Origin of the sequence: Cyanobium sp. T1B-Tous (genome assembly GCF_024345475.1) — a bacterium.
Taxonomy (GTDB): Bacteria; Cyanobacteriota; Cyanobacteriia; order PCC-6307; family Cyanobiaceae; genus Cyanobium_A.
The window spans coordinates 1-26,834 of the sequence record NZ_JAGQBE010000035.1 but is presented as its reverse complement, the minus strand read 5'-3'; the positions used below and the strand labels follow the sequence as shown (position 1 = coordinate 26,834).

Annotated in this window: 27 protein-coding genes and 1 tRNA gene; 12 read left to right on the top strand and 16 right to left on the bottom strand. The window is 62.8% G+C overall.

The window, feature by feature from the left end; all coding sequences use genetic code 11:
• Window positions 1-378: 378 nt before the first annotated feature.
• The 6 genes from KBY71_RS09330 to KBY71_RS09305 form a co-directional block, all read right to left on the bottom strand.
• Window positions 379-552: a hypothetical protein gene (locus KBY71_RS09330; protein WP_254928649.1), complete on the bottom strand. Its 174-nt coding sequence runs from the start codon at window positions 550-552 to the stop codon at window positions 379-381.
• Between the two features lie 148 nt (window positions 553-700).
• On the bottom strand, window positions 701-898 hold the full coding sequence (locus KBY71_RS09325) for a hypothetical protein (RefSeq protein ID WP_254928648.1): 198 nt from the start codon (window positions 896-898) through the stop codon (window positions 701-703).
• Between the two features lie 98 nt (window positions 899-996).
• Window positions 997-3,759 (bottom strand): virulence-associated E family protein, encoded by a 2,763-nt coding sequence (locus tag KBY71_RS09320; protein WP_254928647.1) that lies wholly within the window; start codon window positions 3,757-3,759, stop codon window positions 997-999.
• A gap of 100 nt (window positions 3,760-3,859) precedes the next feature.
• Window positions 3,860-4,066, bottom strand: a complete 207-nt coding sequence (locus KBY71_RS09315) for a helix-turn-helix domain-containing protein (protein WP_254928646.1) — start codon at window positions 4,064-4,066, stop codon at window positions 3,860-3,862.
• A 173-nt stretch (window positions 4,067-4,239) separates the two neighbouring features.
• Complete coding sequence (locus tag KBY71_RS09310) at window positions 4,240-5,412, bottom strand: site-specific integrase (RefSeq protein ID WP_254928645.1); 1,173 nt, start codon at window positions 5,410-5,412, stop codon at window positions 4,240-4,242.
• Window positions 5,413-5,600: 188 nt separating this feature from the next.
• Window positions 5,601-5,674 (bottom strand) — tRNA-Arg (locus tag KBY71_RS09305).
• Between the two features lie 84 nt (window positions 5,675-5,758).
• On the opposite strand from KBY71_RS09305, the gene KBY71_RS09300 reads away from it, so the two are divergent.
• Window positions 5,759-5,992: a hypothetical protein gene (locus KBY71_RS09300; RefSeq protein WP_254928644.1), complete on the top strand. Its 234-nt coding sequence runs from the start codon at window positions 5,759-5,761 to the stop codon at window positions 5,990-5,992.
• 45 nt (window positions 5,993-6,037) lie between these two features.
• A complete protein-coding gene (locus KBY71_RS09295) occupies window positions 6,038-6,823 on the top strand; it encodes a helix-turn-helix domain-containing protein (protein WP_254928643.1) in 786 nt (261 codons plus the stop codon).
• Here KBY71_RS09295 and KBY71_RS09290 read toward each other — a convergent pair.
• Window positions 6,802-7,044 (bottom strand): hypothetical protein, encoded by a 243-nt coding sequence (locus KBY71_RS09290; protein ID WP_254928642.1) that lies wholly within the window; start codon window positions 7,042-7,044, stop codon window positions 6,802-6,804. The genes KBY71_RS09295 and KBY71_RS09290 overlap by 22 nt on opposite strands.
• A gap of 38 nt (window positions 7,045-7,082) precedes the next feature.
• Window positions 7,083-7,961 carry a 16S rRNA (cytidine(1402)-2'-O)-methyltransferase gene (rsmI, locus tag KBY71_RS09285; protein ID WP_254928641.1) on the bottom strand — a complete coding sequence of 293 codons (879 nt, stop codon included), beginning with the start codon at window positions 7,959-7,961 and terminating at the stop codon, window positions 7,083-7,085.
• 56 nt (window positions 7,962-8,017) lie between these two features.
• On the opposite strand from rsmI, the gene KBY71_RS09280 reads away from it, so the two are divergent.
• Both KBY71_RS09280 and KBY71_RS09275 read left to right on the top strand, forming a co-directional pair.
• The gene (locus KBY71_RS09280; RefSeq protein WP_254928640.1) at window positions 8,018-8,953 is read left to right on the top strand and encodes a 3'(2'),5'-bisphosphate nucleotidase CysQ; all 936 of its coding nucleotides are present in this window, start codon (window positions 8,018-8,020) and stop codon (window positions 8,951-8,953) included.
• A gap of 36 nt (window positions 8,954-8,989) precedes the next feature.
• Window positions 8,990-10,438: a hypothetical protein gene (locus tag KBY71_RS09275; RefSeq protein WP_254928639.1), complete on the top strand. Its 1,449-nt coding sequence runs from the start codon at window positions 8,990-8,992 to the stop codon at window positions 10,436-10,438.
• Between the two features lie 96 nt (window positions 10,439-10,534).
• Here KBY71_RS09275 and KBY71_RS09270 read toward each other — a convergent pair whose 3' ends face one another.
• From KBY71_RS09270 to rseP, 5 genes are all read right to left on the bottom strand, one after another.
• Window positions 10,535-12,013 carry a hypothetical protein gene (locus KBY71_RS09270; protein WP_254928638.1) on the bottom strand — a complete coding sequence of 493 codons (1,479 nt, stop codon included), beginning with the start codon at window positions 12,011-12,013 and terminating at the stop codon, window positions 10,535-10,537.
• 59 nt (window positions 12,014-12,072) lie between these two features.
• Window positions 12,073-14,199: a polyribonucleotide nucleotidyltransferase gene (locus tag KBY71_RS09265; protein WP_254928637.1), complete on the bottom strand. Its 2,127-nt coding sequence runs from the start codon at window positions 14,197-14,199 to the stop codon at window positions 12,073-12,075.
• Between the two features lie 175 nt (window positions 14,200-14,374).
• Window positions 14,375-14,677: a 30S ribosomal protein S14 gene (gene rpsN, locus KBY71_RS09260; protein ID WP_190389135.1), complete on the bottom strand. Its 303-nt coding sequence runs from the start codon at window positions 14,675-14,677 to the stop codon at window positions 14,375-14,377.
• Between the two features lie 36 nt (window positions 14,678-14,713).
• Window positions 14,714-15,367, bottom strand: coding sequence for an endonuclease III (nth, locus tag KBY71_RS09255; RefSeq protein WP_254928636.1), 654 nt, complete (start codon window positions 15,365-15,367; stop codon window positions 14,714-14,716).
• Window positions 15,367-16,455 carry an RIP metalloprotease RseP gene (gene rseP, locus KBY71_RS09250; RefSeq protein ID WP_254928635.1) on the bottom strand — a complete coding sequence of 363 codons (1,089 nt, stop codon included), beginning with the start codon at window positions 16,453-16,455 and terminating at the stop codon, window positions 15,367-15,369. The genes nth and rseP overlap by 1 nt, the downstream gene beginning before the upstream one ends.
• A gap of 123 nt (window positions 16,456-16,578) precedes the next feature.
• Between rseP and KBY71_RS09245 the strand changes: the two genes are divergently transcribed.
• The 3 genes from KBY71_RS09245 (at window position 16,579) to KBY71_RS09235 (ending at window position 19,151) form a co-directional block, all read left to right on the top strand.
• Window positions 16,579-17,406 carry a neuromedin U gene (locus KBY71_RS09245; protein ID WP_254928634.1) on the top strand — a complete coding sequence of 276 codons (828 nt, stop codon included), beginning with the start codon at window positions 16,579-16,581 and terminating at the stop codon, window positions 17,404-17,406.
• Window positions 17,407-17,553: 147 nt separating this feature from the next.
• Entirely contained in the window at window positions 17,554-17,697 is a 144-nt protein-coding gene (locus tag KBY71_RS09240; RefSeq protein ID WP_254928633.1) for a hypothetical protein, read from the top strand.
• 203 nt (window positions 17,698-17,900) lie between these two features.
• Window positions 17,901-19,151, top strand: coding sequence for an ATP-binding protein (locus KBY71_RS09235; RefSeq protein ID WP_254928632.1), 1,251 nt, complete (start codon window positions 17,901-17,903; stop codon window positions 19,149-19,151).
• 29 nt (window positions 19,152-19,180) lie between these two features.
• On the opposite strand, the gene serS is transcribed toward KBY71_RS09235, so the two are convergent.
• A complete protein-coding gene (serS, locus tag KBY71_RS09230; protein WP_254928631.1) occupies window positions 19,181-20,461 on the bottom strand; it encodes a serine--tRNA ligase in 1,281 nt (426 codons plus the stop codon).
• Window positions 20,462-20,669: 208 nt separating this feature from the next.
• Here serS and KBY71_RS09225 point away from each other — a divergent pair, with 208 nt between their 5' ends.
• From KBY71_RS09225 to KBY71_RS09215, 4 genes are read left to right on the top strand one after another with little or no spacing between them, the layout of a single operon-like run.
• Window positions 20,670-22,637 carry a hypothetical protein gene (locus KBY71_RS09225; protein ID WP_254928630.1) on the top strand — a complete coding sequence of 656 codons (1,968 nt, stop codon included), beginning with the start codon at window positions 20,670-20,672 and terminating at the stop codon, window positions 22,635-22,637.
• Between the two features lie 18 nt (window positions 22,638-22,655).
• Window positions 22,656-23,291, top strand: coding sequence for a type II secretion system protein (locus KBY71_RS15175; protein ID WP_396095203.1), 636 nt, complete (start codon window positions 22,656-22,658; stop codon window positions 23,289-23,291).
• Between the two features lie 8 nt (window positions 23,292-23,299).
• Window positions 23,300-23,941, top strand: coding sequence for a Tfp pilus assembly protein FimT/FimU (locus tag KBY71_RS09220; protein WP_254928629.1), 642 nt, complete (start codon window positions 23,300-23,302; stop codon window positions 23,939-23,941).
• 9 nt (window positions 23,942-23,950) lie between these two features.
• On the top strand, window positions 23,951-24,580 hold the full coding sequence (locus tag KBY71_RS09215; protein WP_254928628.1) for a hypothetical protein: 630 nt from the start codon (window positions 23,951-23,953) through the stop codon (window positions 24,578-24,580).
• Window positions 24,581-24,625: 45 nt separating this feature from the next.
• Here KBY71_RS09215 and KBY71_RS09210 read toward each other — a convergent pair whose 3' ends face one another.
• Together KBY71_RS09210 and KBY71_RS09205 are read right to left on the bottom strand one after the other, a co-directional pair.
• Window positions 24,626-24,901, bottom strand: a complete 276-nt coding sequence (locus KBY71_RS09210; protein WP_254928627.1) for a NifU family protein — start codon at window positions 24,899-24,901, stop codon at window positions 24,626-24,628.
• Between the two features lie 40 nt (window positions 24,902-24,941).
• Window positions 24,942-25,547, bottom strand: coding sequence for a hypothetical protein (locus tag KBY71_RS09205; RefSeq protein WP_254928626.1), 606 nt, complete (start codon window positions 25,545-25,547; stop codon window positions 24,942-24,944).
• 152 nt (window positions 25,548-25,699) lie between these two features.
• Between KBY71_RS09205 and lepA the strand changes: the two genes are divergently transcribed.
• Window positions 25,700-26,834 (top strand): translation elongation factor 4 (gene lepA, locus KBY71_RS09200; protein ID WP_254928625.1); only part of this gene is annotated, 1,135 nt, incomplete at its 3' end.

The window sequence follows — 26,834 nt, the reverse complement described above, 5'->3', positions numbered from 1 at the left end:
AAACTATAACCATAAAACACGCTCAAACGATATGTTTTGAGGATGCCTGCAATCAGCTGAGCATCAGCCGGGTTAGTTTCTGGCGCCTCCGGCAGGCAGCGGTGCTCCGCTGCGGTGTGCATTGGTACCGGATGGGCGGGCGGCTGAAGGTCAACCCTGAGGCCTGCAGGTTGGCGTTGCGGGTGCATTCAATCGCCAAGCACGGCGAGCCTGCGCCGAGTCGAGCGGGTTAGCTTCCGGCGGCCTGGGGCAGTCATCGTCAACCACCTGCCACCCGGCCCAGCTGTATTGCTCACGGCGGGCGATAGTGTGTTCTGTGGTCTGCACAGTTGTTATTGCTGTTGCCGTAACTCTACGGGAGTTGTTGATGCTTGCTGTTCATTCTTCCTCGGGTTCGTCTTCCTCGTCGTCGTCGTCTTCGATGTAGTCACTGATCAGATCGGCCAGGTGTTCGCCCATATCGCCGTAGATCTGCAGGATTGCGAGGTCTTCGGGATGTGTCTCCAGGGCGAGCACCAGCAGCCGCACGGCTGCGATGGTGTCGGGGTGCATGGCTTGGATGCGTGGGGGCGTCGCTGGTGGGCCGGGCCCATCGCTGGCGACTCCCCCATTATCGCATCGCTGGCTCCCGATGGCGAGGGCCGCAGGGGGAGATTCTCAGGATTCCTTGCGGATTCTCGGGATTCTCTGGCCGAGCGGCTCAGTCCGGCACTTCCGCCCAGTCGCATGCATTGTGCAAATCGAGCAGCATCCGGTTCAGCGCCTCAATGGCGTGGTCCTGGGCTTGGCTGTCGCAGTGCTCGTGCAGGTGGTCAAGCAGCAGCTGCCCCAGCACGAGGGTGGTCTGCTCAGCTGAAGATAATGAAGTCGTCATCACGGGTAACAGCGTGGTGGCCATGCCGGCGGAGTTCGCAGCTCGCGTCGGCACCTAACTACTAGCACCCCTGGGAGCTGCTTGCATTAGCAACCGCTAAGGCGTCAGCAGGCCAGCAGGGGTCAGAACACCACCTCGCAGGCATCAGCGGGAACGATCACCAGCCGGGTGTGGCCGGGGCCCTGGGGGCCTGAGAGCACCACGCGGTCGCCGTCCAGCTCGACCACCTCATAGACGCCCTTCATGCACCCGGCATCAGGGCCCGGCTCCACCAGCTCACCCACGGCGAAGCGGGCGGATGTCACAACCTCTGGCGCGGGAGGTTGTGACACCCCAGACCCTTTGGGCTGCAGCGGATCTGGGCGCTGAAACGCGGGTGTCACAACCTCTGTTTGAAAAAGTCCTGACGGCGTGCGCTCCACCGTCCCCTGCTCCCCCTGCTCTTCTTTTTCCCTTTTTCCTGAAAAAGGTTGTGACGGTTGTGACGGGATAGCTAGATCCATTGCGGCGCAGGCGGTGGGGGGCGTCACAGCATCTGGCGCGGGAGGTTGTGACGGTTGTGACGGTTGTGACGGGCTCCAGCGGCGGACGCGCACCCCTCCCACCCGCTGCTGCTTCAGCTGCGTGAAGCCCACACGCCTGAGCACCTTCCCGATTCGGGTGTAGTCAGCTGGGATGATCTGCTCCGAGCGCTTAAGCCCGGCGGAATAGAGCACCTCGGCGCTGGTGAAGGGCTGGTGTGGGTCGTAGCGCAGGGGGCTGGGGTCGCGGTCTGGGTCAAAGGACACCATCTGCTTGCCATCCATCCATGCGAGCACCTTTTCGTCCCATAAGTCCTGATCGTTGAAGTCTTCGTTCTGGGCGGCGCTGAGGGCCTCCATTGCTGGGGGGAGCATGGGCAGCTCCTCTGATCGGAAGGCGATCACTGCGGCTTTCCAGATCGCATCTCTGGCGGCTGCAATGCCGTCTCGATCCAGTGCTTCGGGGCCTTCAACCGGGACCACCCAGAACCGCCGGTTGCCGGTGTCATCCCTCAGGAAAGTTTCCGCGTTGACGGTGGCAGCGAAGACGGACTGCCGGGGAAGCCGTTCCGTTGTGCGGCCATAGGGCGGGCGCAGGTTGTCGACGCTGGTGGTGATGAGGTTCTTCAGGCGTCCGGCTTCCTTGCGACTGGTGACGCTCTCCAGCTCGGCCAGCTCATAGATCCAGGTGCTGTGCACGTTCAGCAGCAGATCCTTTTCGCTCTCCGGCACGCTCGAGCAGTGCCACTCCTTTGATGCGAGGGCCTCCAGCGAGCGGGACTTCCTCTGCCCTTGGCTGCCTTTCAGCACCAGGCAGTAATCCATCTGGCAGCCAGGCTTCAGGGTGCGAGCAACTGCACCGATCAGCCATTTGCGGATCATCGCCACATGGAGCGCGTTGGTTGCGCGAAAGAACCGTGGGGCGACCTGATCCAGGTCAAAGGGCGTGATGGTTGGATCTGACTCGATCTGCTGCAGGTAGTCGCGGATCGGATGGTGAGGGGATTGCCTGGCGACATGGAGCACCGCCTTAACGACGGACTCAGCAGCGATGCGCCAGCCCTTGCCGGTGAGCAGCACATAGGCGGAATCAAGACAGGCATCAGTGATTCGCTGCCACCCGCTGGTGGTGTGAACCTCAGCCCTCAGATCCATTTCGTTGAATCTGAGACGGTCCTGCGGGAGCACGTCGGCCAGCTGCCCGGGCGCCATCACTTGATGGGTGCCTTTGCCATTCCAGCCATCGGATAGCAGCTGGATCAATGCCTGAAACGATGCGGGGGGCGGTGGGGGTTCAATGTCGGCCGGGATTTCAGCGGCGGTCAGCGCAAAGCCGTCAGGATTCACCTTGAAGCCGTGCATGCAGTCAGGGGCGGCACTGCGCTCCCATGGCTTGTCGATCACGAACTTGGAGAACCTCCAGTTGTCGCTTTGTGTCTCGGTGCCGCAGAAGGCGTAGACGGTGCCATCCGTGCCGGTGATGGTGTCCCCGAGCCGGAGAACGCCGTGGCTTTGCTCGGGGCTGAAGGTGTTCCCGTGCCTGCAGTTGATCGCGCCAGTGCTGCGGTGCCGGCTGCACCAGTTGGAGGTGTTGCGCCCGCAGATCGGGCAGGGGTTGCAGTTGCCCCATTCGCCAGCAGAGCTGCGTGGTGCCTTGCTGGTGGCCTTGCGGCTGGGGGGCGCCACATCGTTCTGGATCACGTCGAGCACCAGGGCCCACCACTCCGGTGTGATCGGCGCCAGAGCTTCGGGGCCCATGTCATCAGGCCAGAAGTAGAAGCCCTTCGATGTCGGGTGCTCCCCGAGCACCACCACCTGGGAGTTGGGCTGGTGGAAGATCTCCAGTGCTTCGGCTTTGGCCAGCACGTTCCCGGCTTCATCCTTGATCGCTTCCTTGAGGAGGCGGGATGTTTTGACGTTGCCCAGCTGATCGGCCTGCTCTGGTGTGAGCCTGAACTTCACCTTCAGGCGGCAGGCGTCGGTATTGCGGTGCGTCTGCCAGGTGAGTGTGGCCTGCGGATCACAGCTGTGGGCCAGGCAGTGTTCCACGGCGGCAGCGCCGTCGATGTCGGCCACGAGGATGCTGTGCTTGTCGGCGCCCCACCTGCCGGTGTGCAGGCCTGCACCGCAGACACGGGGGCTGGCGCTCTCGATCTGGGTGTGGTCGTGGGTGGTGCGCTGCCAGTTCTGCAGTGGCTCGCCCGTGCGCAGGTTGGCTGGCGCCTTGCGGTCCTGGCCACCTCCCACGGCGATGAGAGGCAGGTCCTTGATGCGCCAGAGCTGCCGGCGCCAGTGCCGGCGCCAGACCTTCGGATCAGGGTCTGTTTTGTCGTGATCGTGCAGCGGGATCGAATTAGATTGCATTGCAGCACCGTCCCCAGACGTGCGTGTGGTTGATTGCCGGTCCCCAGCCGGCGATGCGCGGGGCCTCCACCAGGGGGCCCTTTGCGTTGGGCGGTGTGCATCAGGCCAGAACCCGGCGGCTGCGCTGGGCCAGGGCTGTTTCGCAGGCTTCGGGGTTCCACAGCAGCGGCGGGCGCTTCAGGCCGGCACCAACGGCGCGGTAGTGGAAACCTGCTTTAAGGACACCTTCATTTCGGAGGCGGGCCAGGGTGGCGGCAGATAGACGTAAAGCCTGTGCGGCTTCGGTGGTTGTAAGGGTGAAAGCCATGGCGAAAAACGGGCTGACCCTTCAACCTATGGAGCTGTTTTTTGCAGGATTCGGCAGGTTTTTTCTGGTTTCCCCAGCCAGTGGAAAACGCTGAAACTCTCTGCCGTGTCTAGCTCAATCCTGGGGGATTGTTATTTCCTGCTCCTGCTGTTTGCGCTGGGGAATTGCGGAAATCAGCGCCCCATCACCCGATCGCGCACCGTGGCCAGCAGCTTCGGGGCATCCAATCGCCGCCCATACGTGCTCAGGTGCACCTGGGGGCTGTGCCCCATCAGCTGGGCGGATTCGCGGACGTGGAGCCCCAGCTGCAGCCCCAGGCGCAAGGCAAACGCATGGCGTAGCCCGTATGGCGTCAGCTCACGAGGCAGGGCGATCTCCACTGGCTGCCGATCCATCAGGCGCCCCAGCTGCTGCCCCAGCACCTCACCCGGCGATCGGGCGGCCACCATCCCAGGCGGCAGGCCATGCTCCTGGAACCGCAGCACCAGCTCGAAGCAATCAGCAGGCCATTCCTCCGGCGGCACTGCCGGCACGGCCCTAGGGCCGCTGGAGCCCTTGCTGCTGCGCTTGGTGCGGGTGACCTGGGCCAGGGGTAGCCCGTTATCCGTGCGCAGCTCCAGGCCCTGCAGCTCGGCAGGCCGGAGCCCGAACACGATCAGGCAATCCCACGCCACCAGATCGGCAGGTGTGAGGCGGTAGCTGCGCAGCAGGCGTGCCCGCAGCTCCTGGATCTCTGCATCGTTGAAGGCCCGCACACCTTCAGCAGCGGCGGCGGCCTTGCCGTTGCCTCGCATCACGGCGATGGCCTCGGGCCATTCCCAGCCGGCTTCCTTCCATAGGGCGCGGATGCGGTCGTGGGCCATCTGCCGGGCCCTGCTGTTGGGCTCCCAGTGACGCAGCACGGCCTCCAGCAGATCGCGGTCATCGGGCCAGACCCTGGAGCCGGCCACCTCCACCAGCCGACTCAGATAAGGGAGATAGGTACGGCTCCAGGTGCTTGCCCCGATGCGCTCGCCCACCAGGGCAGCCCTGAGCCGATCGGTGAGCCGCCTGAGGGTTGCGGGTGAGAGGCGCCCGGCTTCCCCCTCGGTGGGGAGGGCATCGGGATCAGGCCATCGCCACGTTCCTGCCATCACCGAATCGAAAAGGCTGCAGGCTTCGGCCAGGGCGTCTTTGAAGGTGGCCGGTCCTGGGGGTGTGCTCAGCCAGGCATCACGGCGCTTCGGTGGCGCGTCGGGTGCTTCATCTGGCCGCGGCGGCAGCTCGGCGGATCGGACCCTAAGGCGATCCCCCTTCAGCTCGATGAACCAGCCCGAGCGGCCTTGCCGGTGGCGTTTGAAGGCCACGCTCAGATCCGCCAGCCAACCCGCTCGCCTTGCCTGCCCCATTTCCCACTCGGGGGGAGATTTGTGGGAAAAACTAGCCGACCCTGACGAATCCAGAGGGATTCTGGGCTGTCTCGCAGAATGGGACCGGGAGCGAAAACCCAGGCCCTGACTGGCTCAAATCCCAGATCCCGCCTGGTTTCTTGTAACGCCCCCTGATGGATTCGAACCATCGACCGGCTGCTTAGAAGGCAGCTGCTCTATCCAGCTGAGCTAAGGGAGCCCGTGTGTCCATGATCGCGCACCCGGTCGGGGCCCCTTCCGCGCCGCAGCCACCCAAAGTGGGGGAGTGGTTGGTTTTTGGATCGTGCGTTCTTCCCTGGTGCTGGCTGCTGCTGCCCTGTTGGCCCTGGGGGCGCCGTTGGGTGCCCAGGCGGTGAGCCTCGATGAGGCCTGCGGCAGGTTTGCCAGCAAGCTCAGCGCGGCCCAGGCCGCTGGCGACAGCCAGAAGGCCCAGACCATCTATCAAGAGGGCAGCCAGCGCATTGCTTCCAGGTTCAACGGCGCCACCTGCCCCAACGTCAAGCCGCCCACTCCCTGAGTGCCAAGCCGCCCTTAGAGTGGTCTGCTGCGCATGTTTCGTTCCATGGCTGCCACCCGGCTCACCGACAGCCAGAAAGTCGAGATCGTGGATCGGTTTCGTGCGGGTGAGGGCAGTGCCGAGCTGGCCGAGGTGTATGGCTGCACAGCTGGCACGGTGAGTCGCGTGGCCAAGGCGGCCCTGGATCCGGCCGAATACGAGCAGCTCAAGCAGCAGCGCGGTCGCCCCACCAAGCCTGAAGCCTCCACCAGCGCCGCGTCTTCAGCCAACCCTGACGACACCGCTAAGCCCAAAGACCTCTCCAAGCCCAAAGACAGCGCCAACCCAGGCGATTCCGCCAACCCAGGCGATTCCGCCAACGCAGGGGATTCCGCCAACGCAGAAGACGGCTCGGTGCTGGCGATCGACGATGCCGATGATTTCGGCGACGACTTCAGCGACGACTTCAGCGACGACGATCCCGCCGAGCAGTTCGTGGAGGTGCCCGTGCTGCTGGGAACCCACGCGGGGGAGCCGGCCCAGTGCCTCCCCCTGGCCCAGGCGCCCCTGCCGGCGAGCGTGTACATGCTGGTCGACAAGACAGTGGAGCTTCAGGCCAAGCCGCTCAAGGACTTCCCCGAATTGGGGCAGCTTCCCGACGGCGAGGAGGAGCGTCAGGCCCTGCTGGTGTTCGCCAATCCGCGCCAGGCCAAGCGCCACTGCGGCCGCTCCCAGCGGGTGATCAAGGTGCCCGACACCCGGGTGCTGGAACGCACCGCCCCCTATCTGATCGCCCAGGGCATCAGCCGGGTGGTGATCGAGGGCAGCCTCTACTCCCTGCCCGGCAGCTGAGCGTTGCGGGGGGCCAGCAGCGCCGCGCTGCAGCCGCCGCTGATCACGCCGATCACCAGGGCTACCCCCACTAGAAAGCCGGCCGGCAAGGGAGCGGTGCGGCTGAAGCCGAGGTTGAGGCTCGGGCGCTGGTCGAGGTTCTGGGCGCCCAGGCAGAGGATCGCCAGCAGCAGGCTGCCGCCCATCAGGCTGGCCACCAGCAGGCGCGCGCGCACAAACATCGGGCCACGGGGGCAGGGGCTGGCGGCAGTCTGCCGCTTCAGCTGTCGGGCTGCAGGGCGTGCTGGTGCAGCAGGGCGTAGAGCTCCCGCTTGCTGTGGCCGGTGCGTTCGGCCAGCAGCTTGGCGGCGGCATTGCTGCTGTGGCCCGCCGCCTGCAGGGCCTGGAGCTCGGCCGTGAGGCTGGCGGCATCCCAGCTCGGCGGCGGTGGCGGCGCGGCGCCCCCCAGCACCAGGGTGCATTCCCCCTGGGGAGGGGTGTGGCGGAAGTGCTCCAGGGCTGCGGCCACCGTGGGCCCCACCTGCTCTTCGTGTCGCTTGGTGAGTTCGCGGGCCACCCGCAGGGGCCGATCGCCCAGCACCGCCAGCAAATCGTCGAGCAGATCCAGCAGCCGGTGCGGCGCCTCAAACAGCACAACGGTGCGGGGCTCGCTGGCCAGCTCCTGCAGACGCTGGCGGCGCTGGGTGGCCTTGGGCGGCAGGAAGCCCTCAAAGCAGAAGCGACCGCTGGGCAGACCGCTGCTCACCAGGGCGGTGGTGACGGCGCTGGGGCCGGGAATGCAAATCACGTTGTGCCCAGCTGTGCGGGCGGCCGCCACCAGCACCTCGCCGGGATCGGAGATGCCCGGCAGCCCGGCGTCACTGATCACGGCCAGGGCTTCGCCGGCGGCGAGGGCCGCAAGCAGTTCGGGGATGCGGGCGGTTTGGTTGTGGGCGTGGAAGCTCACCAGCCTGGGCCCCTGCTCCTTCTGGCGCAGCCCCAGCTGGTGCAGCAGCAGACCACTGCGGCGCGTGTCTTCGCAGGCGATGCGGCTGACGCCCGCGAGCACCTGGCGGGCGCGGGGCGAGAGGTCGGCCAGGTTGCCGATGGGGGTGCCCACCAGATAGAGCACGCCGGGGGCGGGTTCGGGGGCTTGCACGGCGGGGGCGTGGGCTTGGGTGCGGGCTCCTGCACAATGCTGATCCCTGCCCCACCATGATGCCGGCTGCCCTCCCCCTGCCCTCGGGCATTGCGCTGGAAGGGCTGCTGACGGAGCTGCGCCGGCTCAGCTGGGGGGCGGCCGACATCCTGCTGGCCTATGGCCGCGGCGAGCAGCCCCCCTACGGTTTTCCCCGGGCGCTGAGTGTGGATGAGGGCGGCGAGGGCCCGGTGAGCGCGGCCGATCTGGCGGTGAACCGCTGGTTGCTTGAGGGGCTGGCGGGGGCTTTCCCCGCTGCCGACTGGACCGTGCTCAGCGAGGAGACCGCCAAGGAGCAGCTCATCGACGGCCAGCCCCTGGCGGCGGAGTGGCTGTGGATCCTCGATCCCCTCGATGGCACCAAAGACTTCCTGCAGGGCACCGGCGAGTACGCCGTGCATCTGGCGCTGGTGCACCGCGGAGAACCGGTGCTGGGGGTGGTGCTGCTGCCGGAGCTGGAGGAGCTGTGGCTGGGCGTGATGCCCACCCTCACCGGGGCCAGCGGCGAGGCCTGGTGTGAAAACCGCGTTGGTGAGCACTCGCCCGTGCGCTTCAGCGGCCGCCGCGCCCTGGGCGAGCTCGTGCTGGTGGCCAGCCGCAACCACCGCGACCAGCGCCTCGAGCAGCTGCTGGCCGCCCTGGCCTTGGGCGACACCAAGGCGATCGGCAGCGTGGGCGGCAAGGTGGCCACGATCCTGCGCGGCGAGACGGATCTGTACATCTCGCTCTCCGGCAAGAGCGCTCCCAAGGACTGGGACATGGCGGCTCCGGAGGCGGTGCTGCGGGCCGCCGGCGGCGCCTTCAGCCATGCCGATGGCCGGCCGCTCGCTTACAACACCGGCGACATCCGCCAGGCCGGCTGCCTGATTGCCAGCCACGGCCCCGCCCACCCCGAGCTGTGCGCCAAGGCGGAGGCGGCGCTGGCCGCGATTGATCCGGGTTTTCTGGTTTAAGCCTCGCTAGTTTTCGGTCAATCCGAGGTTGCCTTCTTGGCCCTTTCGAAGCGGTTCGAGAGCCCCATTCGCTGGTACCTGGCGGTGTTGTTTCTGGGCCTTGTGGCCTCGGGATTTGTTGGCAGTCCCTATGGGAAGTTCCAGCTCCAGCGCATCGTTGAAATGCTCTTGCTGGTGGGCGTGCTCGCCTGGAGCTATCGCCGCCAGAGCGATGGGGCCCTCAACGCTTCGGCCACGTCCGGCTGGTATGGACTGGGACTGGTTGGTTTTGGGTTGACCGCGTTGCTGGCGGGGTGGTCTGGGCCAATCCCGTGGATTTCCCTGGCCTTCACCGGTTTGACGTGGATGCAATTTGGCTTGTTGCCCCAGTTGCGAACTGCCTGGGAACGGTATGGGGAGGATGGGATTCGCCTGCTGGCGCTGTTTGGATTCTGTCTGGTGGGTCTGGATGTTGCCCTCTGGTTGGTGATGCACGCCCATGCACTTCCCGTCTACACCTGGGTGCGCAAGATCAATGCCTTCGGGCAGATTGATTTCCAGGCTCCCTATCTGTTCCTGAACCCTCGCTGGGGCAATCAGTATTCGGTCTTGCTGCTCTGGACGTTTGTCCCCTTGCTCCATCAATTGCAGCGCGGTGCCGTTCAACGCTTCCAGGGTTTCTGGTGGGCCATCTGTTGGCTGGTGCCGATCGTCTGCTGGCTTCAGATCGTCTTGACGGAGGGCGATGGAGCCTTTTTGGCCAGCTGTTTGGGGGCTGCGGTGCTGGGGTTGTTTGCAGCTCTGTCGCAGGGGGCGCAACGTCAGTTCTGGCTGCGGTGCCTGGGATTGGTGGTGGTGGGATCGGTGGTTGCTTGGTTGGTGTCATATGGGCTGGAAGCCGGTTCGTTTTTCGCCAACTTGCTGCAACGCAATAGCCAGGAGGTGAGCAAGGGGGTTGTGACGGCAGAGATGGGCCGGGCCGATCTGCGCCTGCTCAACTGGATGCTCTACGGCCTCGCCTCGCTCCAGTGGCCGATCTGGGGGGTTGGCATCCAGGTGATACCCCAGGGTTCACCGGTGTGTGGCCCCCACAGCCTGCCGGTGGAGCTGCTGTATTGGACGGGGCTGCTGGGCTCGGCTGCCGCGGCGTTGCTCACCACCGGCTTCTGGCCGCGGAGGCTTGGGGAGCTGGTCCGCTCCCAGTCGCTGGCGGGTTTGTTGAGCCCGATGCTCGTGGCGCTCTTCGCTTATCAGCTGATTGACGACATCTGGCTGAAGCCCGCCTCCTTGGCCCTCTTGCTGCTCGTGCTGGCGGCGGTGATGCGTCCGCAACCCACCTCAGGAGGGCCTCTGAAGCCCTTCGCGTTGTCGTTTCAGTCCTACCGGTTTTTGGCTTTGCTGGGCCTGTTGATGATTGTCATTTCGGTGGTGCGGCCCGGGGGGGTTGGATGGGGGCCATCCCCCCTGGTCAGCTTGCCGGGCAAGGATTGTTTGCTGTTTTTCTGATCGTTCTTCGGTGGTTTCGGGGGGAAGTGAGTGGGGTGTGGGGATCTCCATATCGATTTCTTTGCCTGATTCGGCCTGGTTCCTGTTGTTTAAAAATCACCGGCATCGGAAACGGGCAATGGGAAGGCGAACTGGGTGGCTGGCGGGATGGCCCACAACCCCGGTTGGCTCTTCTATACGCACGAGGTCCCATTCTTGTTGTAGACCAGGAACCTCTCCTGGCTCAGTTTGAAGACAGAGGTGGCGGACGTAGCTCCGTGCCAAGTTCTCTCGGTGGCGATGGGAGTAGAGGTTGTCGATGAATTTGCGCCAGCGTTGGGTATGAACGCGATGGCCTTGGCGGCGGGGATTGCCAGGGCCCGAGAAGGACTCAAGCCCCGGCAGCAGGAGGCGCCTTTCCTGGGCCGGTGAAGCTGGGGAGGGGAAACCCGTCTCCACGAGTTCAAACCAGTAATCGACGGGCTGGGGAAGGGGCGCAAACATTTTCCAGCTTTGGTGAATGCCAAGCGCCTTGATGGGCTCCAGGTCTGGGGCCAGACCTGCCGGGCGGCTGCGGTCGCTCACTGCTGTGATCAAGGCCAGGGTGATCAGAAGGATCAACAGAGGGTTGCTGATCCGCTTGAGTAAGCGGTACCGCTTGGGTTCGGGTGAGGGGAAGCAGGGAGACTCCGTTGTGGGCTGCGTGGTTGGTCTGTCGGGGAGTAGGCGGCTAACCACGGCCCAGAACTCTCCAGGGATCAGGGCAACCAGGCCGGTGAGGCTGATCCAGGGAAACAGTCCGAGTTCGAGAAAGGGAATGAACCCCAGGTGCATGGTGGCCAGCACCATGAGGCCGCCCAGCCGCACCTGCCAGATCCGGGTGGGCCAGAGCACGGAGATTGGTGCTAGCAGCTGAATGGCATAGGCCGTGATGGAGCTGAGGCTGGTGAACGGCTGAAAGCGGGCCGCCCAGGCGCCGAAGCGGGTCGCGAAATGATCCAGGTTGAGGGCGTACCAAACGGCATCCCGCTGGATGACCCAGTGGTCGACACTTTTGTGGCTCACCGTCACCCAATAGATCAGGCAGATCTGCAGGGTCAAGGTGATGCTGGCCAGGGAGTACACCCCGTTGGTCGGCGGTGCTGCCGGCGCCGGCCCCTGATGGGCATCCAGCGACCAGTGTTGGCCTAGGGGCAGAAAACAGGCCCAGATCATCATCACCATCAGGCTGCGATCGCCGCCATCGAGGATGTAGGGGTTGGCGTTGTGCAGCGAAAGGGTGAGCAAGGTGAGCGCAATGAAGCTTTGCCTGCTGCGCCAGCCCACCAGCACCGCGGCGGCCACTCCCATCTGCACGAGCAGCAGGGAGATGGCGGTGGTGATCCCCCCGTGGAGCCGATGCACCGACCACAACCAGGAGGGAAACAGGGTTGGATCCTCGGGGTTGGGGAGGCCGCCGCTGCCGAGGAACACCTGCACAAGCGAAAGCCTTGTGCTCAGATCGATGATTACCACCACGGCGATCAGGATCCGAAACAGGGCCAGCGAGCGGCTGTCGAGTCGGAACGGGTTGGTCAGGGGGGAGGAGACGGGCATGAAAAAAGCCGGCCACAGGGTGACCGGCTTCAGGTTGGCAGAGGTGAGCCTGCCTGGCTTCAGGCCGGTGCAGGGGCGTCGGCTTGGGGCACGCCGCGCAGGGTGAGGTTGATGCGGCCGCGGTTGTCGATTTCGCGCACGCGCACTGTCACCTGATCGCCCACGTTCACCACGTCTTCCACCTTCTCCACCCGGGCTTCGGAGAGCTGGGAGATGTGGATCATCCCCTCCTTGCCGGGCAGGATTTCCACGAAGGCGCCGATCGGGATCACGCGGGTCACGGCTCCGGTGAACACCTCGCCTTCGCTGATGCGACGGGTGAGGCCTTCGATGATCCGCTGGGCCTCTTCGGCTGCGGCACCGTCGTGGCTGGCGATCGTCACGATGCCGCCGTCCTCGATGTCGATCTTGGTGTTGGTGCGCTCGGTGATGCCCTTGATCGTGCGGCCGCCGGGGCCGATCACGGTGCCGATCAGTTCCGGATCAATCCGGAAGCTGAGCAGGCGCGGGGCGTGGGGCGACATGGTGTCGCGGGGCTTGTCGATCGCCTCGAGCATCTTCTCGAGGATGTGAAGGCGGGCAGGACGGGCCTGGTTGATCGCATCGGCCACGGTTTTCACGTCGAGGCCGGTGATCTTCATGTCCATTTGCAGGGCGGTGATGCCCTTCTCGGTGCCGGCCACCTTGAAGTCCATGTCGCCGAGGAAGTCCTCGATGCCCTGGATGTCCGTGAGGATGCGCACCTGGTCGCCCTCCTTGATCAGGCCCATGGCGGCGCCGCTCACGGGGGCCTTGAGGGGCACACCGGCATCCATCAGGGCCAGGGTGCTGCCGCACACCGAGCCCATGGAGGTGGAGCCGTTGGAGCTGAGGCACTCCGACACCACGCGCAGCACGTAGGGGAAGGATTCCTTGCTGGGCAGCACTGGCACGATCGCCCGCTCGGCCAGGGCGCCGTGGCCGATCTCGCGGCGGCCGGGGGAGCGCATCGGCTTGGTTTCGCCGGTGGAGTAGGGGGGGAAGTTGTAGTGGTGCAGGTAGTGCTTCTCGGTGGACGGGTTGAGGTCGTCCATCTCCTGGGCGTCGCTCGGGGTGCCGAGGGTGGCGCAGGAGAGCACCTGGGTGAGGCCGCGCTGGAACAGGGCCGAGCCGTGTACGCGCTTGGGCAGCACGCCGGCGGCAGCACTGATCGGACGCACCTCATCGAGGTTGCGGCCGTCAACGCGCTTGCCGTCCTTGACGATCTGGGCGCGCATCAGCTGCTTGGTGAGGCTCTTGTAGCTGTTGGCCAGGGCCTTGCCGCTGGAGGCGGCGCGGATCGGATCGTCTTCGGCCAGAGCCGCGATCTTGGCGCCCACCTCGGCCTTGATCGCATCGAGTTTTTCGTCGCGCTCAGGCTTGGTCTGGGAGAACTGCTTGAGCACCTCGCCGATGCCCTTGGCGCATTCCTTCTCCAGGAAGCTGGGCAGGGTGGCATCGATGACCTGGGCCTCAGGAATCACCTGCTCGATGCCGAGCTCCTTGAGCAGGTTCTGCTGGGCCTTGATCAGCTCACACACCGCTTCGTAGCCGAAGTCGATGGCTTCGATCACGTCCTGCTCGGGCAGCTGGTTGGCCCCGGCTTCCACCATGATCACGCCCTCGGGCGTGCCGGCCACCACCAGATCCAGCTCGCTGCGCTCGATCTCGCGGAAGCTGGGGTTGAGCACGAAGTCGTCGCCCAGCAGGCCAACCCGCACCGCAGCCATCGGGCCGTGGAAGGGAATCTTGGCGAGCAGGGTGGCCATCGAGGCGCCGGTGACGGCGAGCACGTCGGGTGGCACCCGCTCATCGAGCGAGAGGCAGGTGGCAACCACCTGGATGTCATCGCGCATCCAGCTGGGGAAGAGGGGCCGCATCGGCCGATCGATCAGGCGGCAGGTGAGGATCGCCCGCTCGGGGGGGCGCGCCTCGCGGCGGAAGAAGCTGCCGGGGATGCGACCGGCGGCGTAGAGCCGCTCTTCGTAGTCGCAGATCAGGGGGAGGAAATCGATGCCTTCGCGGCCGCCGGAGCGGGTGGCGGTGACCAGAACCGAGGTATCACCACACTCGACCATCACCGAACCCCCGGCCTGGGGGGCGAACCGACCGGTGGTCAGCCGGATCTCCCGACCATCGAAGGAGATCGACTGAGTTTGTCCTTGCACGTGAGCTTATGTCCTGTTGTTGTCAAGGACCATTCTCGCATTTGGCCCGCGGGCACTGGGGATTTCCTTCGCTTTTTCTCGCGTTTGGGCGTAGGGCAAGCCACAAAAAAGGCGCCCGAAGGCGCCTTGATTCACTGGGCAGGGTCTGGTGGCTCGCTGGCGCACCAGCTCCGCATCACCAGGAGGACTTGACCACGCCGGGCAGCTCACCCTTGTGGGCGCGCTCGCGCAGCTGGTTGCGGCAAAGGCCGAAATCGCGGTACACACCCCGGGGCTTGCCGGTGGCCCAGCAGCGGTTGCGCACGCGGGTGGGGGCGCTGTTGCGGGGGAGATCCTGGATCTTGCGGTGAATCTCCAGGCGCTCCATGGGATCGGCAGCGGCGTTGAAGGCAGCCATCAGGGCGGCGCGCTTGGCGGCAAAGCGCTGCACCATCTTCTTGCGCTTCACATCGCGCGCAATCATCGACTTCTTCGCCATGCGGCCTGGGCTGCGATCGGATACGTGCTTTCGAGCTTACCCTGCGGGCTTGCCCCCCATCGGGCAGAGGTCAGCGATCGGGCAGCTGCCGCAACGGGGGCTGCGGGCGGTGCACACGGCGCGGCCGTGGAAGATCAGCCGGATCGAGAGGTCCTGCCAGTGGGCCTGGGGCACCAGTTTCATCAGGTCGGGTTCGATCCGCCGCGGCTCGCTGTGGCGGCTGAGCTTGAGGCGCTGGGCCAGGCGGCTCACGTGCGTGTCCACCGTGACGCCGGCGTTGATGCCGAAGCACCAGGCCAGCACCACCGAGGCGGTTTTGCGGGCCACGCCCGGCAGCACCAGCAGCTCCTCCATGGTGCGGGGCACCTCGCCGCCGTGGCGCTCCATCAGCAGGCGGGAGGCGCCCACGATCGCCTTGGCCTTGTTGCGGAAGAAGCCGGTGGACTGCACATAGGGCTCCACCTCGGCCGGCTCCACCGCGGCGGAGGCCGCGGCATCGGGGAAGCGCTCAAACAGGGCCGGGGTCACCAGGTTGACCCGCGCATCGGTGCACTGGGCCGAGAGCATGGTGGCCACCAGCAGCTCGTAGGGGGTGCGCCAGTCGAGGGAGCAGGTGGCGTGGGGGTAGAGGGCGCCGAGGCGCTCCAGCAGCTCGGGAGCCCGGGTGCGGGCACTGGCCAGGCGGGGCATCAGCGCGCCAGCAGCTGCTGCACCACCGGCAGCTGGGAGGTGTCCTTCACGATCAGCACCACGCTGAGGCCCACCAGAAACACGAAGCCCGACTGCATGAACGCCATCTGGAAGCGCTCGGGCAGGGGTTTGCCCCGCAGGCCCTCGAGCAGCAGCAACACGAACTGACCGCCATCGAGCAGGGGCAGGGGCAGGGCATTGAGCACCGCCAGGTTGATCGAGATCAGGGCGGTGAAGATGAACAGGCTGCTGCCGCCCTGCTTGGCCAGCGAGGCGCCCATCTCCACGATCTTCACCGGACCGCTCACCTGGCCGGCGGTTTCCCCGAAGTGGGTGGCCAGGGTGATGAAGCCCTCCACGGTGCGGGTGGTGAGGGCGGCGAAGTCATGGTTGGCCTGGCGGAAGGGCTCGAGGGGGCCGCGGGCGGGGCGGAAGGCCTCGGTGCCATTGGGTTGGAGTTGGGCGCCGATGCGGCCGATGCCGCCGAGGTCGGCGGGGGTGAGCTGCAGGGGCACCGTTTGGCCGTTGCGCTCGGCGTCGAGGCGCAGGGTTTGGTCGGGGGCGGCCTTGATGCGCTCCACCAGGGCCGCCACGGCGCTCTGGCCGCCGCCGAGGGGGGTGCCATCGAGGCTCACGATGCGGTCGCCGGGCTGGAGGCCTGCAGCGGCAGCGGCCTGACCGGGCTGCACGCCACTCACCAGCACGCCGGGGCTGGCGCTGAAGCCGGCGGGGATGCCGAGCACCACGCCTTGGCCGAGCAGCACGGCGTAGGCCAGCAGCAGGTTGGCGATCACGCCGGCGGCGATCACCAGGGCGCGCTGGGCCAGGGGCCGGTTGGAGAGCAGGTTGGGGTCGTTTTTGGGGATGGGGCTGTCGTCGTCGTCATCGGGGAAGGCCACGAAGCCGCCGAGGGGAATGGCGCGCAGGGCGAATTGCACGCCGCGGCGCTGGCGCTCCAGCAGCACCGGCCCGAAGCCGATCGAGAAGCTGCTGACGCGGATGCCCTGCCAGGTGGCGGCGAAAAAGTGCCCCGCCTCGTGCACCACGATCAGCCCCGCCAGGATCGCCAGTGCTGTGAGAACGCCCATCCAGGCCCTGCGGTGAATGGGTCCATTGTGGTGGGTTTGGGGCGCCGGCCGTTAAGCCAGCCGTGCTGGTCCAGGTCGCCGATGTGCCCTCTAAAGTCCGCCGTCCGATCGTTGCGCTGCTGCATGGCCCGCCCCTTCGCCGCCCTGGCCCTTGCGGCGTTGCTGCCTGGCCTGTCGCCCGCCGTAGCTGAACCGACCACGCCCGAGGCCGAAGCCCAATCCGAGGCCAAGACAGAAGCGCTCGCGGCTGAAGCCCAGAACCCGATCGCCAACCTGATCAGCGTTCCGTTCCAGAACAACTTCACCCCGGGGATGGGCCCCAATGAAGACAACACCCTCAATGTGTTGAACATTCAGCCGGTGGTGCCGTTTGCGCTGAGCAAAGACCTCACCTTGGTGACCCGCACGATCCTGCCGGTGCTGAGCCAGCCCACGGCGGCCGGCACCCAGAACGGCATCGGCGACCTCAACCCCAGTTTCTTCTTGGTGCCCAAGGGCAAGGGGCCCTGGACCCTTGGCTTCGGCCCCACCTTGGTGTTGCCCACCGCCAGTTCCGACAGCCTGGGCAGCGGCAAGTGGTCGGCGGGGCCGGCGGCGGTGGCGGTGTACAGCAAGGGCCCCTGGGTGGCGGGCGCGCTGCTGAACAACGTGTGGTCGTTTGCGGGAGACAGCGACCGCGGTGCGGTGAGCGCCTTTCTGCTCCAGCCGTTCATCAACTACAACCTGGCCAACGGCTGGTATCTGGTGACCTCGCCGATCGTCACCGCCAACTGGCGGGCGGCCAGTGGCGACCAGTGGATCGTGCCGGTAGGCGGTGGTGTGGGGCGGGTGTTCCGGCTGGGGAGTCAGCCGATCAATGCGTCCCTGCAGGCCTTCGCCAATGTGGTGAAGCCCGACAACTTCGGTGACGTGACGATCCGCGCCCAGGTGCAGTTCCTGTTCCCGAACTGAGTCCCTCGGCAGCCGAGCAGCATGAAGGCATGAAAGCCGGCGCTGCATGACAGGTCTCGGGCGATGGCCGCCATGCATGAGCCTCCTGGGGGCATCGATTTTGATGCCCTTGAACATCACCTGGGCTGCCAGTGATCGGGGCTTCCAGTGATTCAGCTTGATCTCAACAATCCCGAGTTTCAGACCAACCTGCTCGCGTTGGGCAAACAAGAAGCGTGGGCTGTCTTGAAAACGTTGCCGCTCCCCCGGGTGGACGAGCTGCCCGTGCAGGTGAGTTTGGATGTTCTTTGAACTGTCTTGTCTTCCCCAGTCTCTGCGGGCGTGGATGCGCCCACCGCCACCAGCTTTGAGGATGGGGACTGGACCTGGTGAACCGAGCCGTGACCCACCCAGTTGGTCTGCAAAAGCCCCATCGCGAAGCCCGCAAAAACCGGATTCGAAGCTCCGCATTTCCCACATTAAGATGCCGGTGTTCCCCGCATCAGTAAGCCTGAGTGCCTGACTACAGCCCCCGGATCGTGGATGGCGAACTGCGGGAGCTGATGGCATCGGCAGGTGCTGTGGTGATTGAAGGGCCGAAGGCTTGCGGCAAGACGATGACGGCCTCGCAGCAATCCGCCTCCCGCGTGCTACTCGACATCGATCAGGCCGCGCGGCAGGCCCTGGCGGTGGAGCCGAGGCTGGTGCTGGAAGGAGCAAGGCCGCGACTGCTGGATGAGTGGCAGGTGGCGCCCGAGCTCTGGAATCAGGTGCGCAGGGCCGTCGATGCCTCCGATCAGCCCGGCCAGTTTCTGCTCACCGGCTCAGCGGTGCCCGCGGACGATGCCAGCCGCCACACCGGCGCTGGCCGTTTCGGGTTCCTGCGCATGCGGCCCATGAGCCTGTTCGAATCCGGAGTGTCCAACGGTGCCGTGTCGCTGCGTCAGCTGTTCGCTGGCGAGCTGCAGGCCGTGGCGGATCCAGGGCTGAGCGTGCAGGATCTCGCTGCGCTGATTGCCCGCGGCGGCTGGCCCGCGCAGCAGAGCAGGCCCCTGAAAGCGGCGAGCCGGGCCGCCCGCGACTATCTCGAGCAGGTGCGGCAGGTTGACATCAGTCGCGTGGATCGACGCCGCGATCCAGCCAGAGTGGGAGCACTGTTGCGTTCGATCGGGCGCCATTGCGCCACTGAGGCCAGGCTCTCAACCCTGGCCGCCGATGCCGGCGGCGCCGATGGTGCCCTGGACGAGCGCACCGTGACGGATTACCTGCAGGCGTTGGAGCAGCTGATGGTGATCGAAGATCAGCCCGCCTGGGCTCCCCATCTGCGCTCCAGGGCGCGCCTGCGCAAGGCCCCAAAGCGTCATTTTGTCGACCCATCGCTGGCGCTGGCGGCCAGCGGGGCGCCTGCGGAGCGATTGCTCGAGGATTTTGAGTGGTTCGGGCAGGTGTTCGAATCACTGGTGATCCGCGATTTGCGTGTGCTCAGCCAACCCCTGGAAGGAGAGGTGTTGCACTACCGCGACGACTACGGGTTGGAGGCGGATGCGATCGTGCAGCTGCGCGATGGGCGCTGGGGCGCCATCGAGATCAAGCTCGGCGAGGGGCAGGTGGATCAGGCCGCCGCGAACCTCAAGCGCTTCTCAGCGCAGATCGACAGCCAACGCTCGGGGACACCGGCGTTTCTGGCCGTGATCTGCAGCAAGGGGTATGGCTACCGCCGGCTCGATGGGGTTGTGGTGGTGCCGGTCGGTGCCCTTGGGCCGTAGCGGATGTCGACGCAGAGCAGAGTCACGGCTTAGCTCTCAGCTCTGATCGTGTCGCCGCCGAAATAGGGCACCAGGGCGGCGGGCAGGCGCACGGAGCCGTCGGTTTGCTGGCCGGTTTCGAGCAGGGCGGCCATGGTGCGGCCCACGGCCAGGCCGGAGCCGTTGAGGGTGTGCACCAGCTGGGTGCCCTTGCCCTGCTTGAAGCGGATGGCGGAGCGGCGGGCCTGGAAGTCGTTGCACACCGAGCAGCTGGAGATCTCGCGGTAGGCGCCGGCGCCGGCCAGCCACACCTCGAGGTCGTAGGTGCGGGCGGCGGAGAAGCCCAGATCCCCGGTGCAGAGCTCGATTTTGCGGTATGGCAGCTCGAGGGCCTCGAGCACGGCTTCCGCGTCAGCGGTGATCTGCTGGTGGGCGGCGGCCGATTCGTCGGGATGGCAGAACCAGTAGAGCTCCACCTTGTTGAACTGGTGCAGGCGGATCAGGCCGCGGGTGTCGCGGCCGTAGGAGCCTGCTTCGCGGCGGAAGCAGGGGGTGTAGGCGGCGTATTTGAGGGGCAGCTGCTCGGCGGCGAGCACCTCATCGCGGTGCAGGGAGGTGAGGGGCACCTCGGCGGTGGGGGTGAGCCAGAGGTCGTCATCGGCGCAGCGGAAGCTCTCCTCGGCAAACTTGGGCAGCTGGCCGGAGCCGGTGAGGCTGGCGGAGTTCACCAGGATCGGCGGCATCACCTCCCGGTAGCCCTTGGTGGCGTGGAGGTCGAGCATGAAGCTGATCAGGGCCCGCTCCAGGCGGGCGCCGGCCCCCATCAGGGTGATGAAACGGCTCTGGGCGATGCGCACGGAGCGCTCGGTTTCAAACAGCCCCAGCCGCTCGCCGATCTGCCAGTGCTCCTGGAGGCCGTCTTCCACGCGGGGGCTGCCCCAGCGCTTGATCTCCACGTTCTCGGCTTCGGAGCGGCCTTCGGGCGCCTCGGGTGAAGGCAGGTTGGGCAGGGCGCTGAGGGCCTCGCGCAGCTGGAGTTCGAGGGCCTTCTCCTGCTCCTCCAGGCCCGCCACCTGCTGCTTGATGGTGTTGCCCTGGTCCCGCAGGGCCTGCACCTCGGGACCGTTGGGGGCTGATCCGGCCTGGATCAGCTGCCCCACCGCCTTGCCGATGCGGTTGCCTTCGGCTTGCAGCGTGCTGCGCTGCTCCTCGAGATCGCGCTCCTGCCGGGCGATCTGCTGGAGGGGGCCAAGATCGAGCACCATACCTCGCCGGGCCAGCTGGGTGGTGATCAGCTCAGGGCTGTCGCGCAGGAGGCGCTGGTCGAGCATGGACTAAAATCAACTCTGATTCCCGTATTCAAGCAGGTGGAATGCACCCGAGTGGTGTCTACTATTCAAACACCCTGAAAAGGCGTAAATATACCTTTGGCGGGCAAGGCTGGGCTGCTCGCGAAAATTCTTGAAGGATTACTTGCGATGCCATGCTCAAAAACATTGCAATAGCTCGGAGCATTTGCACGCAAGGGCTTGCTAAAGCATGGTTGACAAGGCAGGCTCGGCCACCTATCTTAATAGTAGTGGCAAGCTAAGAATGCCTAAAAATTACAAAATTGCCTCGCCTGAGAGCAAAAACCAAGGCGGCGGATACGTACTTTGGCCGATTATAGTTGGCTCTTTGGTGATTGTGATCGGTGCAGTCGGGATCTTAGCCCGTTCATCATCTGGTCAGTTCGGTGCTCTTTTTTCTGTTGAAGCTAGGGAGGCTAAGGATGCTGCCGAATCTGGGATAGAAGAAGTCATGGCCTCCATGAACTCCCCTGAAAATAGAGGCACTCTTGTTGCTTCTCGGGACCCATCCAAATGGTGGGCTGGTGCTGCCCCCGCAAACCCTTGCGCACCTACGAGCCCGTCAACTCCACTCCCAAAGCTTAAAAATTACTATCAAGCCACAGGCTCTACCTCCAATGCTGTCGCGGGATCTAGCCCTAGCGCTGGAGATTCTAAACTTTTTTACATATTTAAAGTTTCCATCAAAAGTCCCGCGGGAATTTCAGTATATGAACGTAATAATGGAAGCCCTCCCTCAGATCCCACAGTCTTAGGATTAACTGGGTGGAGCGATGAGAGTGTGAATAAGAATATTGACCACGCAGGATCTATAAATTTGCTGGCCTCAGCCAATACAGGGCTGATATCAGTGTCCGCAGCTGGATATTCACGCAGGCCAGATGGTACTTATGTCAGATCCATCGTCACCAAAGAATACGAGATTGTTCCTAAGTGTTGCGGCAGATCGTTTGGGAATGTTTTTCCGTCATCGGGACCGCCAGTTCCCTCTCACGGATTTGATTCCCGTGGCTGCAGATCAGGCGAAAATGGCATAGGCGAACTAGGATTTATTATAGGTGTAGATGGAGACGGTTTGATCACTAAAGCTGCAGGCAAAAGTTTGTCTTTATATGAATCAAATTCAGAAGGCGATCTTATTCCCTCGGATCAAATACTTACTCAAAACCCGAATATTGATTGCTCACTCGCTGCAAATGAAGATCAATGCAGGCTGGACAACCAAGCTTTGCAGGGAAAAACCTCAGTTAGTGCTTTTCCCATTGATCTTGATCCATTACCTGCTAATCCAGTGACTAATGCTAAAGGATGTATCAGGGGAAATGTCACTTTAGACACAAAATCCTCTTCGCCCCCAATGGAAGGGTTAAGTGCTAATAGCTCATCATATTGTCCAGGATCAGAAACACTTGTTCCGGGGGCACTGCAAAATGGTTTCAAAGATGTAGGAGCCCCTTCTGGTAAGAAAGGAAGCGAAAAATGCACCGGAGCAGGCACGCAATACTTGGGATCCGCCGTTCCTCTACCAACTGATTATATTCTAAATGCTAGCGGGAATTTAATATCTAGTCCTGTTTCAACCCGTTGTTATGTCGCTGACTCACGAGGAACAAGCACAACCCTCAATGATTATTGCGTGGATAATGCATTGCTGGGCACGGTAGACTGCTCAATCGGCTATATAAGCTTGACAAGTGGCTCCTTAACCATCGATACGACTGCAAAGAAAGTCCGCTTGTTTTTGTACGACAGTGCGTATTCTGGTGTCGGGGGAGTGAATGGGGGAGAGATAAAATTAACAGGTGGCGGAACAATAAATCATACATATAATGGAAATACTGCTGGGCTTGGTGATTCGGATAGGTTGGCAATTTATGGTAACCTCCAAAATCAAATATTTTCCTTTGGGGGAACTTCGCTCTCTTTGGCGGCTCAAATCTATCTTCCTTACGGCACATTAGATGTTGGGGGCACTACTGAACTCAACGGAATCCTTTGGACTAATAACCTATCCTTAAGAGGTGACCTTACCATAAACACCCCGCCAGCTAGCGCAATCTGCAAAGTCATTGCTGGGTGTTATCCCGAGGACCCTAATAAAACGCCTATTGTATGGGATTGGGTCGCGCGATCTCCGAATGCTACTTCGCTCTTTTAGTGAATAATAGGAATCCAAATGCGCTCGATATTTGTGATTGCTCTCATCAAAAACATCCATGGGTTTCATCGTTTTCCCCCAATCAACGGTGCTGACTCGAGTAAGCCCAAGGGATTTACCTTGGTGGAGCTATTGGTAGGCGTAGTTATTCTCTCGATAGTAACACTTTTGCTGCTATCGGTTTATTCGACATCTACGCGCTTTGTCAGAGAGTCAAAGTCCATCAACTCTAAAGAGGCTCTTATTGATGCTGATATATCGATTGTTGAGGCAGAGCTTGCTAAAATTACTTATTGCAGCGGGACCCAAGAGCTCCTGACAACGTGCAATGGCCAAGGGCCTGGTGGTGAGGCTTTTTATGCGCCAGTGGTTTCTGGCAGTTCAACTCTTTTGAATACAATGCGTGATGACTGTAACAATGGGAACATAATATCAGACGTATCTGGTTCTCCCTCGAAAGCTGTCGAGGCTTTGAGATCTCTCGCACAACCAGTGGGTATTAATCGTTCCGTATCCGTCTATGATCCTTCTGGTTCCTCGACGAGATCCCTAATACATACTGCTTTGTTGACGTATTCTTATCAAAAAAATAATGTTGACAGGGTTTCTAGAATCTATTTGCTCAGGGCTCCTGTTGCCAATTACTGCCCTTGAGGATAATAATGAATTTCATAACTGCTTCGTGCCTCGGATCAGCAACTAATATTTCTCGGCTTCGCTATGCGCTGCATTTGATGAGATCTTCAAGAAATTCAACCGCTCAGCATGGTCAAGCGGCTTTTTCATTGATCGAACTCTTAGTGGTAATAGCAATCATCGGTATTGTCTCCTCCGTATCATTAGGCTATATTAACTCTGAGATCCAAAAAAGTCGTTTGGTTGCTTTGACCCAGTCTATGGCAGCATGGCTTGAAGCCAATAGATCAAAGGCTCTAGCTGAGTCTACTCTTTGCAGAGTCCAGTTCTCTGCTAATGGAAGCTATTCCTCTGGCCAGTCTCTTGCTAGCATTACACCTGAGTGCGCTGTTAATGCTGATTTCGAGAGCCAAAACTTTGTCATCTCGCGTCAAATAGGCGGCTCATCTTATGTCTTTTCGAGGTCATTAACATCATTTGATTTTACAAAACGTGGGCTTTCGCCCTCGTCCCAAGATCAATATTTATCTTTAAGCAATCCGGGGAGTGGTCCAGTTAAATGTATTAAAATAAATAAATACTCGGGCCTTGTTCAAATTGGTAGCCATCCTTCGAGTTCATCATTTTGCACAAGTTCAAGTTCATACTCGGCTTCAAAGCCTTTTTAGCGCAGTATTATGACCCTGAAGATCACCCTACGAGCTAAGGCTCAAAGAGTATATCAATCAAGGTTGCCTTGCCTTGGGATTGGTTTGGCGGAGCTCTTAATAGTTTCTGCCGTCGGTAGTCTCACGGCTATCATCCTGGCTCAGGTTTATTCTGGTTTTGTGAGGGAAAGGGCGCGTCTTGAGATGTACCAAAAGGCTGTCAATGATTGGGAGCGGCTCAACCGCATGATTGAGACTGATGTTTCCGAGTCAAGGCGTGTTGTTTTGCCCGGTGTTGTCTCATGCGGAGGTGCAACTTCTAGTTTTGACTTGTGGGTAAACGAACTTGGAAATTCAGCTGCCGCTTCCTACGATGTTATATCTTATTCCTTGAATGGTGGCAACTTGTATAGATGCGGCCCGCCAGTTGTTGCAAATGGTCAATTAGATTTGGCTGCCGTCGGTTCATCCGAAGCTTTAGTTGGTATTGGCATCTCTTTCTCAAGTGGAACACCAGGGCTGGCAACTGATGGAAGTTTGGCTTATGGCTTTATATTTTCTGGGCTAAGTGGAGCAAGAATAGTCGAATTCTCGTCTCAAGCCAGGCCAAGCGCACAGTGGATTGAACAATGTGCGTTTGCCTCGTCAAGTTCTTGCTAGTTGATAAGGAATTGCCGTTAATTGACTGGGATTTGAGTATATAGCTTACAAAACCTGCACCACCTCATTCACCTCAGGAATCGCCTCGCGCAGCTTCCGTTCGATGCCCATCTTCAGCGTCATCGTGCTGCTGGGGCAGCTGCCGCAAGCGCCCTGGAGCCGTACTTTCACGATCGGGCCGTCGATTTCCACCACTTCCACGTTGCCCCCATCGGCCATCAGGTAGGGGCGCAGCTCGTCTAGGGTGCGCTCCACGTTTTCGAGCGTCAGAGCCCGAGGGTCATGGCCAACGGCTTCAGGGGCGGTGGTGTCGCTGCTCATCGGGGCCTACTTGGTTTGGAGCCAGTCTACCCGGGCCCGTTCAGTCGAGGTGGAAGTGGGCAAACAGGTTCGGAGCTGGGTCTTGCCGGCCGTTGCTCTTCCAGCGCAGCACTAGGGCTTTGAGGTCTCTGTCGTAGCGCTGCCGCTTTTGGACAATGCGGGCCAGCATCCATACCCCCGGCAGGATGAAAGGGATCAGCAGCAGCAGACCGATCCAGAGATCGCGGCGGTTGTAGCCCTTCACGGGGAAGCGTCGTCCCGTGCTGATCGCCCAGGCCAGGGCCCGGGTTTCTTCCGGCAGGTTGCGGAAATTGCGCTTGTTGGACTGGTCGTTGGCGTAGGGCGTGATCTCCAGATTGGCCTTGCGGGTCACCTGCCGCGCGATCTCCCGCCGCAGGGCGATCACTTCCCGGGCTTTCGCCAGCGACACCCGGGCGATGGTCTGTCCATCCGCGCTGATCAGGGTGAAGCTGGTGGGGCTGATTCGCGACTGCTCCAGCGAGGCGAAGGTGCCGTCGGCCAGCTTGCCCTCCTCGCGCGCCACATCCTGGGCGGCGGCAAACAACAGGTTGAGCCCTTCCTCCCGGCCCACCCGGCGGCGATCCGCTTCGCTGCTGCCTTGGCCAGGGAGGTATCCAGGCGCCATGGATATAGCCATTTTGAACAATTCTGGCCTTTAACCTATGCCCCTGTGAAGCACAGGGCGAACGGTGTGGGTCGGCAGGGGGATTGGCCCCGGCCCGGGCGGGCACCGTCTCCTAGGCTGGCCCCAGCCCCCATGCAGCCTCCGCCGGCGCGATGACCGACGTTCCCGTTCAGCGGATCCGCAATTTCTGCATCATCGCCCACATCGACCACGGGAAGTCCACCCTGGCCGATCGTCTCCTCCAAGACACCGGCACCGTCGCCGCCCGCGACATGCAGGAGCAGTTCCTCGACAACATGGAGCTGGAGCGTGAGCGCGGCATCACCATCAAGCTCCAGGCCGCCCGCATGGAGTACACCGCGGCCGACGGGGAGACCTACATCCTCAACCTGATCGACACCCCCGGCCATGTGGACTTCTCCTATGAGGTGAGCCGCTCCCTGCAGGCCTGCGAAGGGGCCCTGCTGGTGGTGGATGCCTCCCAGGGGGTGGAAGCGCAAACCCTGGCCAACGTGTATCTCGCCCTCGAAAACGATCTCGAGATCATCCCCGTTCTCAACAAGATCGACCTGCCCGGTGCCGATCCCGATCGCATCGCCGAAGAGATCGAAGCGATCATCGGCCTGGATTGCTCCCACGCCATCCACTGCTCCGCCAAAACCGGCCTGGGGGTGCCCGAGATCCTGCAGGCCGTGGTGGATCGGGTGCCCCCTCCGCCCGACAAGCTCACCGAGCCCCTGCGGGCCCTGATCTTCGACTCCTATTACGACCCCTACCGCGGCGTGATCGTGTATTTCCGGGTGATCTCCGGCTCGCTCAGCAAGCGCGACAAGGTGCTGCTGATGGCCAGCAAGAAAACCTACGAGCTCGATGAGGTGGGGGTGATGGCCCCCGATCAGCGCCAGGTGGATTCGCTCCACGCTGGCGAAGTGGGCTACCTGGCCGCCTCGATCAAGGCCGTGGCCGATGCCCGCGTGGGTGACACCATCACCCTGGTGGCCAACCCCGCCACCGAGCCCCTGCCCGGCTACACCGAGGCCAAGCCGATGGTGTTCTGCGGCCTGTTCCCTACCGACGCCGATCAATACCCCGATCTGCGCGAGGCGCTCGACAAGCTGCAGCTGTCGGATGCGGCGCTCAAATACGAGCCCGAAACCAGCAGCGCCATGGGTTTCGGCTTCCGCTGCGGCTTCCTGGGCCTGCTGCACATGGAGATCGTGCAGGAGCGGCTCGAGCGGGAGTACAACCTCGATCTGATCGTCACCGCGCCCTCGGTGATCTATCAGG

Coding starts and splice junctions, on each gene's coding strand:
- KBY71_RS09330 (WP_254928649.1), bottom strand. CDS start 552: ATGCACCCCGACACCATCGCAGCCGTGCGGCTGCTGGTGCTCGCCCTG.
- KBY71_RS09325 (WP_254928648.1), bottom strand. CDS start 898: ATGGCCACCACGCTGTTACCCGTGATGACGACTTCATTATCTTCAGCT.
- KBY71_RS09320 (WP_254928647.1), bottom strand. CDS start 3,759: ATGCAATCTAATTCGATCCCGCTGCACGATCACGACAAAACAGACCCT.
- KBY71_RS09315 (WP_254928646.1), bottom strand. CDS start 4,066: ATGGCTTTCACCCTTACAACCACCGAAGCCGCACAGGCTTTACGTCTA.
- KBY71_RS09295 (WP_254928643.1), top strand. CDS start 6,038: ATGGCTGCCACCCGGCTCACCGACAGCCAGAAAGTCGAGATCGTGGAT.
- KBY71_RS09290 (WP_254928642.1), bottom strand. CDS start 7,044: ATGTTTGTGCGCGCGCGCCTGCTGGTGGCCAGCCTGATGGGCGGCAGC.
- KBY71_RS09280 (WP_254928640.1), top strand. CDS start 8,018: ATGATGCCGGCTGCCCTCCCCCTGCCCTCGGGCATTGCGCTGGAAGGG.
- KBY71_RS09270 (WP_254928638.1), bottom strand. CDS start 12,013: ATGCCCGTCTCCTCCCCCCTGACCAACCCGTTCCGACTCGACAGCCGC.
- rpsN (WP_190389135.1), bottom strand. CDS start 14,677: ATGGCGAAGAAGTCGATGATTGCGCGCGATGTGAAGCGCAAGAAGATG.
- nth (WP_254928636.1), bottom strand. CDS start 15,367: ATGCCCCGCCTGGCCAGTGCCCGCACCCGGGCTCCCGAGCTGCTGGAG.
- rseP (WP_254928635.1), bottom strand. CDS start 16,455: ATGGGCGTTCTCACAGCACTGGCGATCCTGGCGGGGCTGATCGTGGTG.
- KBY71_RS09245 (WP_254928634.1), top strand. CDS start 16,579: ATGGCCCGCCCCTTCGCCGCCCTGGCCCTTGCGGCGTTGCTGCCTGGC.
- serS (WP_254928631.1), bottom strand. CDS start 20,461: ATGCTCGACCAGCGCCTCCTGCGCGACAGCCCTGAGCTGATCACCACC.
- KBY71_RS09225 (WP_254928630.1), top strand. CDS start 20,670: ATGGTTGACAAGGCAGGCTCGGCCACCTATCTTAATAGTAGTGGCAAG.
- KBY71_RS15175 (WP_396095203.1), top strand. CDS start 22,656: ATGCGCTCGATATTTGTGATTGCTCTCATCAAAAACATCCATGGGTTT.
- KBY71_RS09220 (WP_254928629.1), top strand. CDS start 23,300: ATGAATTTCATAACTGCTTCGTGCCTCGGATCAGCAACTAATATTTCT.
- KBY71_RS09215 (WP_254928628.1), top strand. CDS start 23,951: ATGACCCTGAAGATCACCCTACGAGCTAAGGCTCAAAGAGTATATCAA.
- KBY71_RS09210 (WP_254928627.1), bottom strand. CDS start 24,901: ATGAGCAGCGACACCACCGCCCCTGAAGCCGTTGGCCATGACCCTCGG.
- KBY71_RS09205 (WP_254928626.1), bottom strand. CDS start 25,547: ATGGCGCCTGGATACCTCCCTGGCCAAGGCAGCAGCGAAGCGGATCGC.